This is a genomic window from Aquirufa originis (assembly GCF_042714495.1).
In the GTDB taxonomy this organism is placed as follows: domain Bacteria; phylum Bacteroidota; class Bacteroidia; order Cytophagales; family Spirosomataceae; genus Aquirufa; species Aquirufa originis.
The window spans coordinates 15328-35088 of sequence record NZ_JBBKXY010000001.1; the positions used below are offsets into that span (position 1 = coordinate 15328).

Genomic DNA, 19761 nt, shown 5'->3' on the forward strand with positions numbered 1-19761 from the left:
ATGAGCACGATATTTACCAAAATAGTCAACAAAGAAATTCCTTGCCATTTAATCAAGGAAGATGATCGCTTTCTAGCGTTCTTGGATGTGATGCCCTTAGTGGAAGGCCACGTGCTCGTGATTCCCAAACAAGAGGTAGACTATATCTTCGATCTAGAGCCGGAATTACTCGGGGATTTAATGAAGTTCGCTCAAACAATTGCGCCAGCTATCAAGAAAGCGATTCCTTGCAAGCGAGTAGGGGTAGCGGTCATCGGTTTAGAGGTGCCACACGCACACGTGCATTTGGTGCCGATGAATCGTATGTTAGATATTAATTTCTCGCAAGAGAAGATGAAGCCGTCGGCTGAATCTTTGGCAAAAACAGCCGAATTAATTCGCTCGTTCTTACTTTAAGAAGCCTTTCAGCTTATTCATCTCAAGCATCGGATTCGCTTTCTCGTACACGATATTATACACTGCCTCGATAATAGGCAATTTAATGTTGTGTTGTCGAGAGATGCTGTAGATACTGCGAACGGCATAATAGCCCTCCGCAATCATATTCATTTCGATTTGCGCTGACTTCACAGAATAGCCGCGACCGATCATATTTCCAAAGGTCCGGTTACGTGAGAACTGCGAATAAGCCGTCACCAGTAAATCCCCTAAATAGCCTGAGCTATTCAAATCGCGGTTTTTCTCCGGATAAACGACATCTAAGAAGATCTTGATTTCTTGCATCGCATTACTCACGAGTACGGCCTGGAAGTTATCCCCAAAACCCAACCCGCGCGTAATTCCGCAGGCCATCGCCACAATGTTCTTAATAACCGCACAGTATTCGACTCCATATAAATCCTGGATCGCGTGCGCTTGTAAAAAACGACTGTTTAATAGGTTGGCAAAGGATTGAGCCAAGTTCAAATCCGGGGACGCAATCGTTAGGTAGGATTGTTTCTCTAGCGCGACTTCCTCCGCGTGGCATGGGCCGGCGATGACGCAGGTTTGGCCTAAAGGCAAATTAAAGGCGCGTTCCATCCAGTCAGTCACCAATAGGTTTTCGTCTGGAATCATTCCCTTGATGGCAGAAACCACTTTTTTCCCTTCGAAATGTTTTTTATTGAGGTCCTTTAACGTACTCGGTATAAAAGCCGCCGGAACCGCTAAAATGATGTATTCGGCGCCTGCTAAGGCATCAACCATTTTGCTGTAGGTCTTCACTTTACGTGGATTGATGGCCACGTCAGTCAAATAGCTCGGATTATGATTGTATTTGCGGATGAATTCAACGTCCGATTTACGGCGGATCCACCACTTTATTTTCACATTGTTTTCAGAAAGGATTTTCACCAAAGCCGTGGCCCAGCTACCTCCGCCTAACACAGCTACCTGGGTAGGGATTTTTTTCTTTAATTCCGCTAATTCACTCATTTTGTAAAATTACGCTTATTTGATAAATATCCCGGATTTTTTGCCAAATTTGTACATTCACCCGCCTGGTGACTCAATCTAAACCTATGAAAAAAATCATCCTTTTCCTGCTCACAGGATTATCTTTCTGTGCGCTTTCACAAAAAAATCAACCGCTTCCTGAACATCCACGCCCTGACCTACAACGGGATCAATGGCTGAATCTGAATGGCTATTGGGACTTTACTTTTGATTCGTCACATACGGCTCCTAGTCGCTACGCAAAGAAAATTCTTGTGCCCTTTCCATGGGGATCGCCCCTTTCTGAGGTGAAAGATGAGTCAGATGTGGCCTGGTACCATAAGGAAATTAGGATACCAACGACTTGGACCGGTAAACGTATTTTCATTAACATAGGAGCGTCGGATTGGGAGTCTATCCTCTTTTTAGATGGAGTTCAAATTGCGAAACACCAAGGCGGTTACACGCCTTTTGATGCTGAACTAGTGGGGGTGAAACCCGGTTCCGTGCATCAGCTTGCGGTTCGTGTGGATGATAAGCGTCGGATGTTCACCTTGTATGGAAAGCAAGGGTATGGGAATGCGCGGGGGATTTGGCAGACGGTGTATGTAGAGGCGAGAGGCGGAAATTTTATCGATCACTATGCGGTGAATCCGGACATTGACTCGAAAAAGGCACAGGTTAAAGTTTATCTAGGAGCACCTGCTTCGAAAAATCAGGAAGTTAAAATTACCTTATCGAATGGCCAAATGGCCTCGATTTTGATACCAGCAGGAAAACAGGAGGGCGCCGCAGACATAGCTGTAAAAGCGATGCACCTATGGTCTTTAGAAGATCCGTATTTATACGGGCTAAAAATACAGTCGGGAAATGATGTCGTGAACGGTTATTTCGGGATGCGGAAGATTTCTGTGGTTCATTTACCTGGTTCGAAGATTCCGTATATCGGATTGAATAACAAACCTGTTTATGTGCAATTAGCTTTAGACCAAAGTTATCATCCTACTGGATTTTATACCTTTCCGTCGGATCAATTTATGAAGGATGAGATTGTGCGCAGCAAGCGAATTGGGTTGAATGGGATCCGGACGCACATTAAAGTGGACGTGCCGCGTAAGCTGTATTGGGCGGATAAATTAGGACTTTTGGTGATGTCTGATTTACCCAATTCGTGGGGAGATCCGGATGCAGCCATGCAAAAGGAGTCGGAATATACTTTGCACGAGATGATCAAACGCGATTACAATCACCCGGCAATCTTCTCTTGGATTACGTTTAACGAGACCTGGGGTTTGTTCACGCACAAGGACAATAAGTCGATTTATACACCGGAAACCCAGCAATGGGTGGCGTCGGTGTATCATTTGGCCAAAACCTTAGACCCCACTCGCCTCGTCGAAGACAATTCCGTTTGCTGCGGAAGAGGACATACGGAAACAGACATTAATTCCTGGCACGCCTACCAAGCAGGCTATGAATGGGATAAATTAGTAGGCGATTTTGCCGCAAAGACCTACCCTGGAAGTACCTGGAATTTTGAGAAAGGATACCAGCAAGGGACGCAACCGATGATTAATTCGGAATTTGGGAACGTATGGGGTTACCAAGGAAGTACCGGCGATGTCGATTATACCTTCGATTATCACAAAGCCTTGAACTCGTTTAGAAATCATCCACAAATGGCCGGCTGGTTATATACTGAACACCATGACGTGATTAACGAGTGGAACGGCTACTATAAATTTGACAGAACGGAGAAAGAGACAGGTTTAAACGCCATCGTCCCGGGGATGTCACTGAAAGATTTTCACGGACCTTTTTACCTGTCTACAGGACAAGAAATCACGTGGGCTGGGAAAGCCGGCCAACAGGTTAAAATTCCTTTGCATTTATCTTCCATGACCAACGATGCTGGTTCATTAAATTTAAAAATGACGCTATCGGGTACAAATGCGGCAGGCGAAAAAGTGAATCGCTGGTCGAAAACGAGTGCTCTAACGTATAAGCCTTGGGATGTGAAGGCCTTGGATTCACTGTCCATTACCTTACCAGCAGATAAATCCATCAATACCTTAGCGTTTGAATTAAGCGATGCTGCGGGAAAAGTCGTGCACCGTAATTTCGTGCATTTGATTGTGGAAGAAGGTGCTATGCAACCAGCGAAAGGTCAATTGATTTCGGTGCCAGTGGAGCGTTATAGCTCATCTAGCTGGCCGAAAAAACAATGGGCGGGCGTTTTAGGACATAAATTAAATGGGGCAGGAGCGGGTTATTTCGAATACGAAATTCCATTCCCTACATCAGGGATAGCTGATATTAAACAGGTTCGTTTCTTAGTTGAGGCCTCTTCTAAGCCCATTTTAGGCAAAGACCGAGATGATGCAGGAAAAATGGATGGTGACTACATGCTAGGCAAAGGAACTTTTGATCCCGGCGTAAATCCGAATGCCTATCCGCAGACCGATCGATACGCTAGTCCTTCAAAATTGAAAGTGAGTGCAAACGGAATTATTGCCTCTGAAACTATTTTAGCGGATGATCCTGCGGATCATCAAGGAATCTTGTCTTGGCATTACCAGGCGCGTAATAACAAGCTAGACGAAGCTGGAACCTACGGCTACTTAGTGAAAGGTGTGATCCCAGCAGCGGCATGGCAACAGGCTGCCAAAACGGGGAAATTGATCTTGCGATTCGAATCGACAGAAGGCGGGTTATCCCTGTATGGGGATCAATCTGGCCGCTATGTGGTCGATCCGAGTATACTTATTGAGCGTTAAGTTTCCAGTGTTTCACGTTAATTAACTCCGGTTTCTTGTCTCCAGTTTGGGTAAAATTAGCGTTAGTTAATTGAATATCCGAGGCTTCAATAACACGATAAGTTTGTTTCGCCTCGATGTCTAAGTTCGAAAGATAAATGTGGTGAATCGGCATTTCCGGTAATCCACGCACGAGTAATCCCGTTTCTGCTCCTTTTGCTACGACGCGGTCTACGAAGATGTTTTTGAATTGAGGAGTACCGGCATCGACTGGTTTGCTTTCGATTTTAGGTGTTTCGCCCCCATTTCCAAAAGTGGCCACCGGATCTTTTCCTTGGTAGTACATATCGAACAAGATGGCCTCGCCTGAGATGTTTTTCATGCTGATGTCTTGTATGTAGATATTCTCCACTACGCCACCACGTCCGCGGGCTGTTTTGAAACGCAATCCCACATCAGTTCCTAGGAATTGACAGTTGGAAACAAATAAATCATGTACGCCTCCAGACATTTCACTGCCTACTACGACACCGCCGTGACCGTGGAACACCACACAATTTTCGATGGTGATATGGGCGCTAGGACGACCTCTTTTTCTGCCCTCTGCATCTTTACCCGATTTCAAACAGATGCCGTCGTCACCTACGTCAAATCTTGAATTGCGCACCGAAACATATTCACACGATTCGATGTCGATCCCATCGCCGTTTTGGGCGAACCAAGGATTTTTAACGGTGATATTTTCAACCGTAAGGTGTTTGCAAAGTAGGGGATGGACGTTCCAGGCTGGGGAGTTTTGGAAGGTAACTCCTTCTAATAAAATCTGCTCGCATTCACGCAGAGAAATCATATTAGGGCGAAGGAATTCTTTGATTTCTTCGGCTTTGGCCTCATTGAAACCAGCGGCAATCACGCCTGGCTGATCCATTTTAGATCCCTTTAAGGCGCGCTCAGTCGGATACCACGTGTCTTTTTTGTCATCTAATACGCCACCTGAACGAACCAGTTTATCCCATTCCCCTGGTGTCAATTTTCCTTTCTTGACGGGTCTCCAAGCCTCGCCGTTTCCGTCGATGATGCCAGAACCCGTTATAGCTATGTTTCGTTCGCCTATCGCCGTAATCGGGGATTGCGCTCTGATGGCATCCACGCCTTCCCAGTTTGTTCTCACCAATGGATATTGGGCTGCATCCGCGCTGAACTGCAATACTGCGCCAGCGTCTAAATGGAAGTTGATATGGGAGCGTAACGTAATGGCACCCGTCACGAAGAAACCCGCCGGAACGCGTACCACACCACCGCCTTGCTTCGCGGCGATGTCGATGGTCTGTTGTATGGCAGATGTATTCAACTTGCTCGCCGATGAAACGGCACCGTATGAAACAATATTAAACGTATCTTTTTTAAATGCCGTCGTCGCTACGTTCGGTAATTCAAAAACATATTTCTGTGAGAATGCTGATTTCTGTAAGAAGCTTCTCAAGTGCTCGTTCGAAGCTAAAATGCCTTCAGCAACCAGGGAAGCAATTTTCTTAGCTCCAAAAGGAGAGAAGTGCGTATCATCCGCCACCCCTTTGCTGAATTTCTTAAAAATTCCCGCTGGGTAATGAAGAAACATCTTCTTTGCTCCCTCAGGTCCTTCTGCTGCAATGTATTTCTTACTTTCCTTCTCGATATCGATTAAAAGTACTTTTTCTGCTTTAGCCACCTCGCGAACCACGGCTGGATAATCCGCGTGTTGGTCTACGAAAACACCTATAGAATCAAATTTTCTTCGTTGAGTGGGAGTTAATAAGACAGGGATCCCGCCTTTCGAACGCGTTTCGCGCACATAGCGAATGAGGTTTTCGCGAAAATCGGTTTGTGCTGGGGCGTAACGGCTGGTGTCTGAAACTTTTGCATCATTATGGCCAAACTGAATCAACACATAATCCCCTTTTTTGATCTGGTTAAATACCTTCGCCCAACGGCCTTCGCGACGGAAGCTTTTCGTGCTTCTGCCATTGTAGGCGTGGTTTTGGACCTCTACGGCCTCATTAAAAAACGAAGCAAATGGCATTCCCCAACCCGTTTCTGGAAAATCAGCAGACACTTTATCCGCCATCGTCGAATCCCCAATGAGGAATACATGAATCGGCTCCGAAGCGGTGAAACTAAAGAAGAAGAGGCAAAGGATAACCAGGTATTTCATAGGATCTAATTTGCTATTAAAGCACAAAAGAGCCCATTTTTACCCAAAAATTATCGATTAATTGCGACGCTACTTAAGATAGATTGGATAATTTGAAGGGTTGTGATGTTATCCGCTTCTGCCACATAGTTCAAGATGATGCGGTGATTCAGGATATCTGGGGCCATTTCTTTGATGTCCTCCGGCAATACATAATCACGACCCTCCAGATAGGCCATCACTTTTGCCGCTAAATTCAGCTGAATGCTCGCACGTGGAGATGCCCCGAATTGGATGTATCCCGCTTCTTGTGTTAAGCCATATTCGGCTGGGTTTCTTGTCGCGAAAACAAGTTCAATAATGTATTTCTCTAGAGTCTCAGAGATGGTGATTTCGTTAATTTCCTTACTAATTTTAGCGATATCTTCCGCATTTAACACGGTTTTAGGCTCGTAATTGAAGTCCATATTGGACTTCTGGCGCATCACCGCTAATTCCTGGTCTTTGTCTAGGTAATTCAAGAATACCTTGAGCATAAAACGATCCACCTGTGCCTCCGGAAGCGGGAAAGTACCCTCTTGCTCGACTGGATTTTGTGTGGCTAATACTAAGAACGGTTTGTCCAAAGGATAGGTCGTATCCCCAATCGTTACCTGCTTTTCTGCCATCGCTTCTAATAAAGCTGATTGCACTTTCGCAGGAGCACGGTTAATCTCATCTGCAAGTATGATTTGGGCGAAAATGGGTCCTTTCTTTACTTCAAATTCGGATTTCTTCGGATTGTAAATCATTGTCCCCACTAAATCCGCGGGTAACAAATCCGGAGTAAATTGGATACGGTGGAAATGTAAGTCGAGAATTTTAGCTAAGGTGTTAATCGTTAACGTCTTAGCTAAGCCAGGCACCCCTTCTAACAGGACGTGACCGCCTGTAAAAAGACCCACTAATAAGCGATTAATCAGGCGTTCCTGGCCAATGACCACTTTGCCCATTTCGTCAATGACGGCCTGAATTTTTTCTCTCGAGTTCATATTACTGCAATTTCTTGTAGCGAATACGTTTAGGCGTTGTATCCCCTAAGCGTTTCTTACGTGATTCTTCGTATTCTGAATAATTTCCTTCAAACCAAGTCACCTGTGAATCTCCTTCAAAGGCTAAAATATGCGTCGCAATACGGTCTAAGAACCAACGGTCGTGGGAGATAACTACCGCACAACCCGCGAAGTTTTCTAAACCTTCTTCTAAAGCACGAAGCGTATTGACGTCCAAATCATTGGTCGGCTCATCGAGCAATAACACGTTAGCACCTTCCTTCAACATCATCGCTAAGTGAACGCGGTTACGCTCACCACCGGATAACATGCTGATTTTTTTCTCTTGATCTGCACCGTTAAAGTTGAATTTGCTGACATAAGCACGCGCATTCGCCTGTTTTCCGCCTAACATCACCCAATCATTGCCGTCAGAAATGGTTTCAAACACCGATTTCTCCGCGATTAATTGGTTGTGCTCTTGATCGACATAAGCTAATTTCACCGTTTCACCCACTTCAAAAGTGCCGGAATCAGGCTGTAATTTATCGGTAATCAGATTAAATAAGGTCGTTTTACCCGCACCGTTTGGCCCGATAATTCCGACGATACCTGCTGGAGGTAATGAGAAACTCAGGTTTTCATACAATAATTTATCTCCAAATGATTTCGATACACCTTGTACCTCAATCACCTTATTTCCTAAACGTGGACCCGCTGGAATGAATAATTCCAACTTGTCTTCTTTCTGTCTATTCTCTTCTGAAAGGAGTTTTTCGTACGCTCCAATACGCGCCTTGGACTTAGCCTGACGAGCTTTTGGCGCCATACGCACCCATTCTAACTCACGCTGCAAGGTCTTCTGGCGACGGGATTCTGTCTTTTCCTCTTGAGCTAAGCGGTTTTGCTTTTGCTCTAACCAAGAAGAATAGTTGCCTTTCCATGGAATCCCTTCGCCGCGATCTAATTCTAAAATCCAGCCGGCCACGTTATCCAAGAAGTATCGATCGTGGGTTACGGCGATCACAGTACCTTTGTATTGACGTAAATGCTGCTCTAACCAGTCTACGGATTCCGCATCCAAGTGGTTAGTCGGCTCATCTAATAAAAGGACATCCGGCTCTTGTAATAATAAGCGACAAAGTGCCACACGGCGTTTTTCACCCCCTGAAAGGGTGCTTACTAAGGCGTCAGACGGAGGACAGCGTAAAGCATCCATCGCCTTTTCTAAACGCGTATCTAATTCCCAGGCATTGAAGTGATCCAGTTTCTCTTGGACCTCGCCCTGACGTGCTAATAATTTATCAAAATCAGCGTCTGGTTCTCCAAAAGCCTCATTAATCTCATCGAATTCCTTTAACAAGTTCTTGATTTCTACGACTGCCTCTTCCACGACTTCGATCACCGTTTTGTTCGGGTCTAATTGTGGTTCTTGCTCTAATAAACCGACGGTATAGCCTGGCGAAAACACGACATCTCCCGTGTAGGATTTGTCAATTCCGGCGATGATGCGTAGTAAAGTGGACTTCCCTGATCCATTTAGGCCCAAGACGCCGATTTTTGCCCCATAGAAAAAGGACAAATAAATATTTTTTATGATGGTCTTTTGAGGAGGGATGACTTTCGACACACGCTCCATCGAAAAGATGATTGTTTCGTTACTCATTAAATTTTATTTTTATACAACCCACAAATATCGCAATTTTTTAAATAAATTAGAGGTGTATTAAGATTTACGATTAACATTTGAGCCAAAGCCCCTGCTTGAAGCTCTTTCTTCAAAACATATGAACCAGCCTACATCAAACGAGTTTGGATTTTGCCGCGACGGCAAAGTTTTCATCAACGCTTATTTAAGCTTTCCTGAGCGCGAAATCGGTTTCGTGCGCAACTCAGAGGAAGAAGCCCTAGCCTATTTTGTGAAACGTTTTGACCTCGCCGTAAGCAAGGTGAAAGGTTTGTCTGCTGAAATTGAAGCAGCACAAAATAAAGGATCATTTCTGACCAAAGTTTTGCAGATGCAAACCTACCTCATCGAATTCGATGGACTAGGTGATTTCAAACCTTTGTTAGCAGAATTAGAGAAGCACGAGGCGTATTTGAAAGAATTAATTCAGGCGAATCAGGTCAAAAACCTAGAAATTAAACGTGCCTTAATTCAAGATGCGAAAGAAATCTCGGAGGAAGAAGACGTAGTAGAGGCAACGGATAAGTTGATGGAGGTGAAAATGAAGTGGGTGAAGACCGGTCCGGTCGACAAACAATTTCAAGATCAACTGACTGCTGAATTTCAAGAAGTATTGGATGCCTTTTTCTTGAAACGCCGTGCCTATTTTGAAGATAAGAACCGTCAGATAGACGAGAAGATTTTAATTCTTCAAGGCTATATTGATAACGTACACCAATTGCGCAAGGCAGAGGATATCGATGATTCTGTCGTGAAGGTGAAAGAGATTCAGAAGGAATGGAAGAATGTAATCGGATTGCCGCCTAAGAAGCAATCAATGCTTTGGAAGAATTTTAAGAAGGCGAACGATATGTTCTTCGAGAAATACAACCGCATTAAAGGAATTGATTACAAACCTCGGATTGATCCACGTGTGTTAGAATTAACGACGATGACGGGGGAATTGGAATTGAAATTAAGAGATCAAGTAAATATTGTTGCGACCGCGGATTTAGCGAAAGCCTATTTAGTGAAGTGGAAAGAGATTTCGTCCCAAATCAAAAATATGGATCGCTCGCTCGCAGAGCGTTTCCGCACGATTTGCGATAAGATCTTCGAGATGAATTATTTATTGCGGGTGATCTCCTATCGTCATGCGAACTTAAATGAGAAGCCACGGATCGAGCAGTTGAAGATCATGATCAACCAAATGGATTACATGGCGAAGAAAGAGAAAGGTGAACTCGAATCTTTTATGGCAGAATCGGAGGCAACTCGCATGATGGAGGATAAAATTACCTTGAGTAAAATCAATACCCAGAAACGCAAAATCTCCATGAAGGAGATTTTACTAACGGGCTTTAAAGAAGAATTAGATCAATTATTGAATTCGTAAACCGAGTTCAGTTGCGAATCCAGGAAAATCGAGACCATCGAAGGTGCCAGAAGACATCATCAACAGGTTTTGGTTTTCCTGATTTTGTTTTAACAGGATTTGCTTTAGGTCTTCTTGTTCACGTACTACGACCAAGTTTGGGTGATTAAAATAAGACTGAACAGTTTCAGCCTCAATTCTATCCATTTGCTTGATAGCACGCGCGTGTTCGCTTAGGTAAATAATCGCCAAATCCGCATCCGCTAACGTCCCTTTGTATTCCGGAAGAAAGGCGGGATTCAAGCTACTAAACGTATGTAATTCTAGCGCAGCCACTAATTTCCGTTGTGGGAATTGCGCTTTTAGAGCCTGCGTGGTCGCTTTCACTTTCGAAGGAGCATGTGCGAAATCTTTGTATAGCAATTGCGTATCGGATTCTCCTACCCATTCTAAACGCTTAGCGGCCCCTTTGAATGATTGAATAGCCGTGTAGAATTCCGTTTCATTCACGCCTAATTGCGAACAGATAAGCAAAGCCCCTTGCAAATTTTTCAAGGTATGTTCTCCAAAAACCTGTAAGCCATATTCCTTTCCATCGTTTCCTTTTAAGAAAGTTTGGCCGTTTCTAATGATGGAATTGTGTGCCTTGTATCCCTCAGAATGGCAATGCTCCGGGCAAGCCTCGGCGATGGCCTCTAGTGTTTTGTCCGTTTTGTCAAAGAATAAATGCCCCGCTTTTGGCATTTCTTTTACTAAATTTTCGAAGGCTTGTGTATACGATTCGAAAGTCGGGTAGACATTGATATGATCCCAAGCGATGCCGGAAATCAACGCAATGTGCGGTTGATACAAGAGGAATTTAGCTCTCCGATCGATAGGCGAGGCTAGGTATTCGTCGCCCTCGATGATCATAATAGGGGCATCTGTGATGGATGCCATTAAGTCAAAGCCCTCGATGCGCGCTCCCACTAAGTAGTCGAATTTCTTATGTAGGGTCTTTAAAACGTGCAAAATCATCGAGGTGATACTCGTTTTTCCGTGGCTACCGGCGATGACGATGCGCTGTTTGTTTTTGCTTTGTTCGTAGATGAAAGAAGGATAGGATTCAATTTTTAATCCTAATTCCTGTGCCTTTAAGAGTTCCGGATTGTCAGCGCGTGCGTGCATTCCTAAAACAATGGTGTCTATGTCCGAGTTTATTTTCTCAGGGAACCAACCAAACTCGGCGGGTAAGATGCCGTGTTTCTCCAAAAGACTTTTGGATGGTTCGTAGATTTCATCGTCTGAGCCCGTTATTTCGTGTCCTTGAGATAAAAGAGCTAAGGCTAAGTTGTGCATCGCTGCACCACCGATGGCGATAAAATGAATTTTGGACATAATAACTTAATGTGTATTTGTCTTGCAAAGTACATACTTTTATTGCAGTTTTGCACGTTTTTCCACAAACTCGAGGTGAACTCGGGTACATTTAAACAGAAGGATGAAAAATTACATCGATCTAATTGACCAAACCATTGAGTTTCCTACTCGTGAGTTCAATATCAATGAGAACAATGAATTATTGTTTAACAATGTGCCTTTAATGGAAATCATTAAGCAGTACGGTACGCCTTTAAAGGTTTCGTATTTGCCTAAAATTTCAGAACACATCGAGAATGCGAAGCTTCTCTTTAGAAACGCGATTAAAAAGTACAATTACAAAGGAAACTATACCTATTGCTATTGTACGAAATCGTCTCATTTCTCCTTCATTTTAGAGGAAGTTCTGAAGCAAAATGTACACCTAGAAACCTCAAGCGCCTTTGATATTCCCATCATTCGCGATATGTACAACCAAGGGAAAATCTCTAAATCGACTTACATTCTTTGCAATGGCTACAAACAGCCATTATATACCCAATACATTTCGGAGTTAATTAATGACGGATTCAACTGTATACCTGTTTTAGATAACCTGAAAGAGATTGATTTCTATGAGAAATCGGTGACTGCTGAAAAAGTGAACATCGCTATTCGTATTGCGACAGATGAAGAACCTGATTTCGCTTTTTATACCTCTCGTTTAGGATTACGTTATTCGGATGTAAACACCCTTTATAACGAAAAAATTAAGCCTAATCCTCGCTTTAACTTGAAGATGTTGCACTTCTTCATTAACACGGGGATTAAGGATTCAGCTTATTATTGGTCGGAATTAAGCCGTTTCGTTTATAAGTATTGCGAAATGAAGAAGATCTGTCCGGAATTGGATTCGATCGATTTAGGCGGTGGCTTACCTATCCAGACCTCTTTGCAATTCAATTATGATTACCAAGCGATGGTCGACGAAATCGTCGAGTCGATCTCTTGGATTTGCAACAAAAACAACGTTCCAGTCCCTAACATCTTTACGGAGTTTGGATCCTACACCGTAGGTGAAAGCGGCGCTGTTTTGTATGAGATTATTGACCAAAAACTGCAGAATGACAAGGAGCTTTGGTACATGATCGACGGATCGTTCATTACACAATTGCCTGACTCGTGGGGTATGAACCAGAAATACATTATGCTGCCGGTGAATAACTGGGGTTTACCTTACCAAAAGGTCAACCTAGGTGGTTTAACCTGCGATTCGATGGATTTCTATAACACCGAAGCGCATAGCTCCGATTTATACTTGCCTATTTTTGAAGAGGAATCAGAACGTCAATACGTAGGTTTCTTCCACACGGGAGCCTATCAAGAATCTTTAGGGGGTTATGGCGGAATTCAACATTGCTTGATTCCTGCCCCTAAGCACGTGATTATCGACCGGTTAGAAGATGGTACGATAACAACTCGCTTATTCTCTGAGGAACAAACGAGTGCGCCTATGTTAGATATTTTAGGATACCAGCATTCGGAGCCAGTGGCTGCAAAAAAGGAAACACCTGCAAAAGCGAAGTTAGCTTCGGTCTAAGATGAAAAAAGGAATCTTGATTCTGGCTTTAGCCTGCGCAATGATCTCTTGTTCGAGACAAGCCGCTTGCCCAGCCTATGGAATGACCCGCGCGTATACTAACCTTCCCAGTCAAAGGTTTTAGTTACTGCTTTCTTCCATTGCTTGCGGTAATGCGCTCGCTTATCGGAATCCATCGCTGGTTTCCAGGTATGCGCAATGCCCCAATTCTTTCGCAGATCATCTAAGTTTGCCCAATATCCAACTGCAAGCCCTGCCGCATAGGCTGCGCCTAATGCTGTCGTCTCGATAATTTTTGGACAAATTACTTCTTCTCCGATTATATCAGATTGAAACTGCATCAATAATTGATTCACGACCATCCCGCCATCTACTCGAAGAGAGGCGATAGGTATGCCCGCATCTTTTTCCATTGCTTCCAGCACTTCCCAAGTTTGGAAAGCCGTTGCCTCTAGGGCTGCGCGGGCAATATGTGATTTGTTGATGAATCGTGTTAGGCCTACTAAAGCACCACGCGCATCTTGTTTCCAATAGGGTGCATACAATCCAGAGAAAGCAGGTACGAAATAACATCCCCCATTATCGTCTACCAGTTTCGCTAATTTTTCGATGTCTGGACTGTGTTTAATGATGCCCAGATTATCGCGTAACCATTGAACAAGTGCGCCCGTAATGGCCACAGAACCTTCCAGTGCATAATGCACAGGATCATTGCCTAATTGGTAGGCAACCGTAGTTAAGAGGCCAAATTGGGATGGAATCGCTTTCGTTCCCGTATTCATTAATAAGAAACAGCCGGTTCCGTAGGTGTTTTTTCCTTGGCCGGGATTGAAGCAAGTTTGGCCTACTAAAGCCGCTTGTTGATCGCCTAAAATTCCCGCTAACGGAACGCCACCAAGCACTCCTTTGGCTTTCGCATACACTAATGAACTGGATTTAATTTCCGGAAGCATCGCTTTAGGGATGCTTAATACATTCAGAATCTCTTCATCCCAAGCACAGGTTTGCAAGTCCATTAACTGGGTGCGGCTCGCATTCGTCACATCCGTGATGTGAATTCCGCCATCAACTCCGCCCGTTAAATGCCAAGCGATGAACGTATCCATGGTGCCGAAAAGTGCATCACCTTTCTCTGCATCCGCCCGTAAACCATCGATATTATTTAATAACCAGCGCAGTTTTAAACCACTGAAATAGGTAGCTAAGGGAAGACCCGTTTTAGCTCTAAAACGATCCATTCCGCCGTCCTTGGCTAATTCCGCTAGCTCAGAACCTACCCGCGTATCTTGCCAAACAATGGCATTATAATAAGCCTTGCCCGTTTTTTTATTCCAAACGACTGTTGTTTCCCGTTGGTTCGTGATACCTACCGCCGCTAAATCCTTCGCAGAAAGATTCGCTTTTCCGAGCGCTAAACCGATCACTTCTTGGGTATTTTTCCAAATCTCGTGAGAATCGTGCTCCACCCAGCCCGCTTGGGGGTAGATTTGTTGGTGCTCTTTTTGGCCTACTGAAATGATTTCTCCAGCCTTATTAAATATGATGAAACGAGAACTCGTGGTTCCCTGATCGATCGATCCTACGTACATAATGTATTAGTTGAGGGTCAAAATAAAGGCACCTAAAACGGCACCAGCTGCAGGTCCCAAAACAGGAATCCAAGCGTAGTCCCAGCCAGAATCACCTTTGTTTGGGATCGGCAAAATAGCGTGCATAATACGCGGGCCTAAATCACGTGCTGGATTAATTGCATAACCGGTCGTTCCACCTAAACCAAGGCCGATCGCCCATACTAAAATTCCCACCATAAAGGGCCCTAAACCTGTTTCAATCGTAGAAAAAGTCCCTAAAGCGACTACGGCGAGGGCAGAGGCAAAGGCTTCTGAAATAAAATTGAAAGGGGTATTTTTAATCGCTGGATCCGTGCAAAACGAAGCGCGAATCGCACCTTTATCTTCTGTTACATCGTAATGAGGCTTGTAATGCAACCAAACCAATAGTTGACCTAACATCGCTCCTAAAAGCTGTGCCCCAATAAACGTGGGGAATAAACTCCAATCCCCTGATTTCACACAACCTGCAATCGTTACGATGGGATTTAAGTGAGCTCCTGAGCTACCAAAATAGGTAGAAACATAGATCGCAACCGTTACCGCGAAGGCCCAAGCTGCCGCGATTGCTAACAAGCCGGTGCCATTTCCTTTCGTATCTTTTAATAACATATTGGCGACAACGCCATTTCCGAGGTATAATAGGGTAGCTGTTCCGGCGAGTTCGCCGATGAAAATCGAGGTCATAGGTTGAGGTTGTTCTTTTGGTTTTCCAAAACTATAAAATCTTCTCAATAAAAAAATTATCTTTGATTTCAATTTGACAATTCAACGATGCGTGAAGATTATTTAACCGGGGATGCGGAGTCGCTGAACCCACAAGAAAAGGAGTTTGACAAAGCCCTACGCCCCTTAAGTTTTGAGGATTTTTCAGGCCAAGGGAAGATTGTTGATAACCTACAAATCTTTGTGGGAGCTGCGAAAGCGCGGGAGGAAGCATTGGATCACGTTTTATTGCACGGGCCTCCGGGTTTAGGAAAGACCACCTTGTCGCACATTATCGCGAATGAGTTAGGCTCCAGTTTGAAGATTTCGTCTGGTCCAGTTTTGGACAAACCCTCTGATTTAGCCGGTTTGCTAACGAATTTGCAACCTTACGACGTTTTATTTATTGATGAAATTCACCGCTTAAATCCCATCGTGGAGGAATATCTGTATTCCGCAATGGAGGATTACAAGATCGATATTATGTTGGATTCGGGCCCTAATGCACGTAGCATTCAGATTGGTTTGAATCCTTTTACTTTAATTGGAGCGACAACGCGAGCTGGCTTATTGACCTCGCCATTACGTGCGCGTTTTGGAATTAATGCCCGATTAGAATATTATGACGCCGCTTTATTGACCAAAATCGTAAAGCGTTCTGCCTCCATTTTAGATATGCCTATCGACGAATCAGGGGCCTACGAAATTGCGAGACGTAGCCGTGGTACACCGCGTATTGCGAATAATTTACTACGCCGCACACGTGACTTCGCCCAAATGAAAGGCAACGGTTCAATCGACGTGAAGATCGCTGAGATTGCCTTGAATGCCTTGGATGTAGACCAAAATGGCCTAGACGAAATGGATAACCGTATCCTCTTGACCATCATCGAGAAGTTCAAGGGAGGTCCGGTGGGCCTAACTACGATTGCCACTGCCTGCGGCGAGGAGGCAGAAACCATAGAAGAAGTTTACGAACCTTTTTTAATACAAGAGGGATTCTTGAAGCGTACCTCTAGAGGACGTGAAGCAACGGAGAAAGCGTATCGCCACGTGGGGATTGCGCCTAGAGCTGAAACAGGATCGCTATTTTAATCTATACCTATGTCAACAAGAAAAATGTTAATCGCAGGAATGATGTTTGTTTCTGCTAGTGCTTTGGCCCAAATGAAATACCCACAAACGAAGAAAATCGATCACGTCGATAACTACAACGGAACGCAGGTCGCGGATCCTTATCGCTGGTTAGAAGATGATAATAGTGAAGAAACGAAGGCTTGGGTGAAGGCGCAAAACGAAGTTAGTTTCGGTTATTTAAACCAAATTCCGCTTCGCGAAGAATTCAAAAAGCGCATCGAGGCACTTAGTAATTACGAGAAAATATCTGCCCCTTCTCGCAAAGGAGAATGGTATTATTTCTACAAGAACTCCGGTTTACAGAACCAATCGGTATTATATCGCCAAAAAGGTCTGAAAGGAAAACCTGAGTTAGTCATCGACCCGAACACCTTATCCAAGGAAGGAACCACTCGTTTGACCGTATTTTCTTTAGATAAAAAAGGAAAATACGCTTGCGTAGGATTAAGCTTAAGCGGAAGCGACTGGCAAACCTACTACGTTCGGGATATGGAAACGGGTAAAAACTTGGCAGATGAACTGAGCTGGGTTAAGGTGAGCGGCGTAGCTTGGAAAGGCAACGGCTTCTACTATTCCCGTTATCCAGAACCAGGAAAAGGCAAAGAATTAAGTACGAAAAACGAGAATCACCAGGTGTGGTTTCACACGGTAGGAACTCCGCAATCGCAGGATCAATTGATCTACGAGGACCCTAAAAATCCTCAACGATTCCACACGGTCAGCACTTCGGATGATGAGCGTTTTGCCTTTTTGACGATTTCGGATCGCGGGAAAGGCCTAGATGGAAATGCCTTGTGGATCATGGATGCGGCTAAAAAGGAAACGAAATTCAAGCCAGTCGTAGCTGAGCCGGGTAAATACGATTTCAGTATAGTGGATAACGATGGAGACATCTTGATCTTAGAAACGAACGAGGGAGCACCGAATAAGAAAATTGTTCGGGTGGATCCGGCGCATCCTGAAAAAGCGAATTGGAAAACCATCGTAGCTGAAAAGCCGGAGCCCTTACAAGGAGTCAATACGGTGGGGAAACGTTTGTTCTTGAATTATTCAAAAGATGTGACATCCCGTATCGTTAGCTACGATTACAACGGAAAGGAATTGGGATCTGTTCGTTTACCAGGCCTAGGAAATGCGGGTGGATTTGGCGGTGAGAAAGAAGATAAATTCACTTTCTATACCTATTCTTCTTTCAATTTTCCGCCTACGATTTACCGCTATGATTTAGCGACGAATACGTCGACCGTTTTCCAAAAACCAACCTTGGCCTTTGATCCAACTGATTATACCGTCGTTCAAAAGTTCTATCCATCGAAAGACGGCACCCAAGTTCCCATGTTCATTGTGAGCAAAAAGGGCATTGGAATGAACGGTAAAAATCCAACTATCTTGTACGGTTACGGCGGATTTAACATCAGTTCTACTCCCGCTTTTTCGGCTAGCCTTATTCCTTGGTTAGAAAAAGGAGGCATTTATGTGGTGGCGAATTTGCGTGGCGGTAGTGAGTATGGGGAGAAATGGCACGAAGCAGGAATGAAATTGAAAAAGCAGAATGTGTTCGATGATTTCATTGCCGGAGCAGAATATTTGATTCGGGAGAAATACACTTCGCCAGCTTATCTAGCGGCCTCTGGTCGTTCAAATGGCGGTTTGTTAGTAGGGGCTGCGATTAACCAGCGTCCAGATTTGTTCGCCGCGGCTTTGCCGGGTGTGGGTGTAATGGACATGTTACGTTTCCAAAAATTCACCATCGGATGGAACTGGGTCGCAGATTACGGCAGCAGCGATAATGCGGAGGAATTCAAAGCCTTGTATGCTTATTCGCCTTTACACAACATTAAAGCAATGAATTATCCAGCGACGATGGTCTTTACATCGGATCACGATGACCGAGTAGTTCCGGCTCACTCCTTTAAATATGCAGCCACGCTGCAGGAGAAGAATACGGCGGCTAAACCAATGATTATTCGGATTGATACCAATAGTGGACACGGTTCTTCGAACACCGCGAAGTTGATTGAACTGACGGCTGACTCTTATGCCTTTGTTCTCTTTAACATGGGTAAATAAATAAAAAAAGCCTGGAAATAAATCTCCAGGCTTTTTCATTCTCAAACCTCAAGCGGATTATTTTACTTCTACTCTTCTAACAGCGCCGTCATTTCCCTGCGTTACGCGCAAGAAATAGACGCCTGCAGCGGCTTTCTTTAAGTCAATTTGACCTAAGTAATCGCCTTGGAAATCTTTCACTGTTTCGGTTGCGATCTCTTTTCCGTTCACATCTGAAACGGCGATCGATATATTTCCTTTCGTAGGTGCTGTGAAACGGACATTGATCTTACCATTAAATGGTTGATTCTGCTTGCCAGAAAGACCTTGGATAGTTTTAGAGCCTTTATCTTGTCCAAGCTCTTTTAATTTTTTCAAGCCTTTCAATTTCATTCCTGGACCACCCATTGGTCCATCTAATTGAATGTTGAATTCTTTTTCTACCCCCTCAGGACCACCTTCTCCGCGAAATATCATCACATTAGCATCTCCTCCGTGAGCACCTGGAGTTCCTGGGGCCATAGCCATACCCGGTCCGCCGCGGCGAATGATTACACGTTTGTCTGCACCCCCTTCAGCGCCACCTATGATTCTTTCTTCAGTGATGGTACCTGGCTGGTCTGACATACGCGAGTGAGACTTGTTTACGTCTACGCGAACAATTTTTTTCTTTCCACCAGAAGTGGTTACGTTGATTTCTAGCGAATCGCTTAATTTTTTAAGCTCGGCATCTGCTTGATCTAAGTCACTGAATTTTTTCTCGATGATGCGTTCTTTGCCGTTTTCGTTGATAACGATTTTTATGGTCGCTTCTTTTTTCTCTTGTGCGAAAGCGCTAGTAGAAATACAAGCAGCTAAGGCAGTGATGAATAGGTATTTCATGAATTTTGGTTTTTGATCCGGTGCAAACT

General features: G+C 44.2%; 14 protein-coding genes. 6 read left to right on the forward strand and 8 right to left on the reverse strand.

Annotated features, from left to right (window positions below; translation table 11 throughout):
- Entirely contained in the window at nucleotides 1–396 is a 396-nt protein-coding gene (locus SKC35_RS00065) for an HIT family protein (RefSeq protein ID WP_377977476.1), read from the forward strand.
- On the opposite strand, the gene SKC35_RS00070 is transcribed toward SKC35_RS00065, so the two are convergent.
- Nucleotides 388–1413, reverse strand: coding sequence for an NAD(P)H-dependent glycerol-3-phosphate dehydrogenase (locus SKC35_RS00070; RefSeq protein ID WP_377977477.1), 1026 nt, complete (start codon nucleotides 1411–1413; stop codon nucleotides 388–390). The two genes, SKC35_RS00065 and SKC35_RS00070, sit on opposite strands and share 9 nt — an antisense overlap.
- An 86-nt stretch (nucleotides 1414–1499) precedes the next feature.
- Here SKC35_RS00070 and SKC35_RS00075 point away from each other — a divergent pair, with 86 nt between their 5' ends.
- Nucleotides 1500–4190, forward strand: a complete 2691-nt coding sequence (locus SKC35_RS00075) for a glycoside hydrolase family 2 protein (RefSeq protein WP_377977478.1) — start codon at nucleotides 1500–1502, stop codon at nucleotides 4188–4190.
- Here the strand turns inward: SKC35_RS00075 and SKC35_RS00080 are convergent.
- The 3 genes from SKC35_RS00080 to ettA are packed head-to-tail and all read right to left on the reverse strand — an operon-like array spanning nucleotide 4177 to nucleotide 9036.
- A complete protein-coding gene (locus SKC35_RS00080) occupies nucleotides 4177–6360 on the reverse strand; it encodes a glycosyl hydrolase family 28 protein (protein WP_377977479.1) in 2184 nt (727 codons plus the stop codon). The genes SKC35_RS00075 and SKC35_RS00080 overlap by 14 nt on opposite strands.
- Nucleotides 6361–6410: 50 nt before the next feature.
- Entirely contained in the window at nucleotides 6411–7370 is a 960-nt protein-coding gene (locus SKC35_RS00085; protein ID WP_377977480.1) for an AAA family ATPase, read from the reverse strand.
- Nucleotide 7371: 1 nt separating this feature from the next.
- Nucleotides 7372–9036 (reverse strand): energy-dependent translational throttle protein EttA, encoded by a 1665-nt coding sequence (gene ettA, locus SKC35_RS00090; RefSeq protein ID WP_377977481.1) that lies wholly within the window; start codon nucleotides 9034–9036, stop codon nucleotides 7372–7374.
- 121 nt (nucleotides 9037–9157) lie between these two features.
- Between ettA and SKC35_RS00095 the strand changes: the two genes are divergently transcribed.
- Nucleotides 9158–10432 (forward strand): DUF349 domain-containing protein, encoded by a 1275-nt coding sequence (locus SKC35_RS00095; RefSeq protein WP_377977482.1) that lies wholly within the window; start codon nucleotides 9158–9160, stop codon nucleotides 10430–10432.
- Here the strand turns inward: SKC35_RS00095 and SKC35_RS00100 are convergent.
- The gene (locus SKC35_RS00100; RefSeq protein ID WP_377977483.1) at nucleotides 10418–11788 is read right to left on the reverse strand and encodes a UDP-N-acetylmuramate--L-alanine ligase; all 1371 of its coding nucleotides are present in this window, start codon (nucleotides 11786–11788) and stop codon (nucleotides 10418–10420) included. The genes SKC35_RS00095 and SKC35_RS00100 overlap by 15 nt on opposite strands.
- 103 nt (nucleotides 11789–11891) lie before the next feature.
- On the opposite strand from SKC35_RS00100, the gene SKC35_RS00105 reads away from it, so the two are divergent.
- On the forward strand, nucleotides 11892–13349 hold the full coding sequence (locus SKC35_RS00105) for a type III PLP-dependent enzyme domain-containing protein (protein WP_377977484.1): 1458 nt from the start codon (nucleotides 11892–11894) through the stop codon (nucleotides 13347–13349).
- A gap of 98 nt (nucleotides 13350–13447) precedes the next feature.
- Here SKC35_RS00105 and glpK read toward each other — a convergent pair whose 3' ends face one another.
- Nucleotides 13448–14938 carry a glycerol kinase GlpK gene (gene glpK, locus SKC35_RS00110; RefSeq protein ID WP_377977485.1) on the reverse strand — a complete coding sequence of 497 codons (1491 nt, stop codon included), beginning with the start codon at nucleotides 14936–14938 and terminating at the stop codon, nucleotides 13448–13450.
- A 6-nt stretch (nucleotides 14939–14944) separates the two neighbouring features.
- Nucleotides 14945–15646, reverse strand: coding sequence for an MIP/aquaporin family protein (locus SKC35_RS00115; protein WP_377977486.1), 702 nt, complete (start codon nucleotides 15644–15646; stop codon nucleotides 14945–14947).
- An 87-nt stretch (nucleotides 15647–15733) separates the two neighbouring features.
- On the opposite strand from SKC35_RS00115, the gene ruvB reads away from it, so the two are divergent.
- Together ruvB and SKC35_RS00125 are read left to right on the forward strand one after the other, a co-directional pair.
- Nucleotides 15734–16759, forward strand: a complete 1026-nt coding sequence (gene ruvB, locus SKC35_RS00120; RefSeq protein WP_377977487.1) for a Holliday junction branch migration DNA helicase RuvB — start codon at nucleotides 15734–15736, stop codon at nucleotides 16757–16759.
- Between the two features lie 9 nt (nucleotides 16760–16768).
- On the forward strand, nucleotides 16769–18871 hold the full coding sequence (locus SKC35_RS00125; protein ID WP_377977488.1) for a prolyl oligopeptidase family serine peptidase: 2103 nt from the start codon (nucleotides 16769–16771) through the stop codon (nucleotides 18869–18871).
- Nucleotides 18872–18928: 57 nt separating this feature from the next.
- Here the strand turns inward: SKC35_RS00125 and SKC35_RS00130 are convergent, their stop codons facing one another.
- Nucleotides 18929–19732, reverse strand: a complete 804-nt coding sequence (locus SKC35_RS00130) for a T9SS type A sorting domain-containing protein (RefSeq protein ID WP_377977489.1) — start codon at nucleotides 19730–19732, stop codon at nucleotides 18929–18931.
- Nucleotides 19733–19761 lie beyond the last annotated feature (29 nt).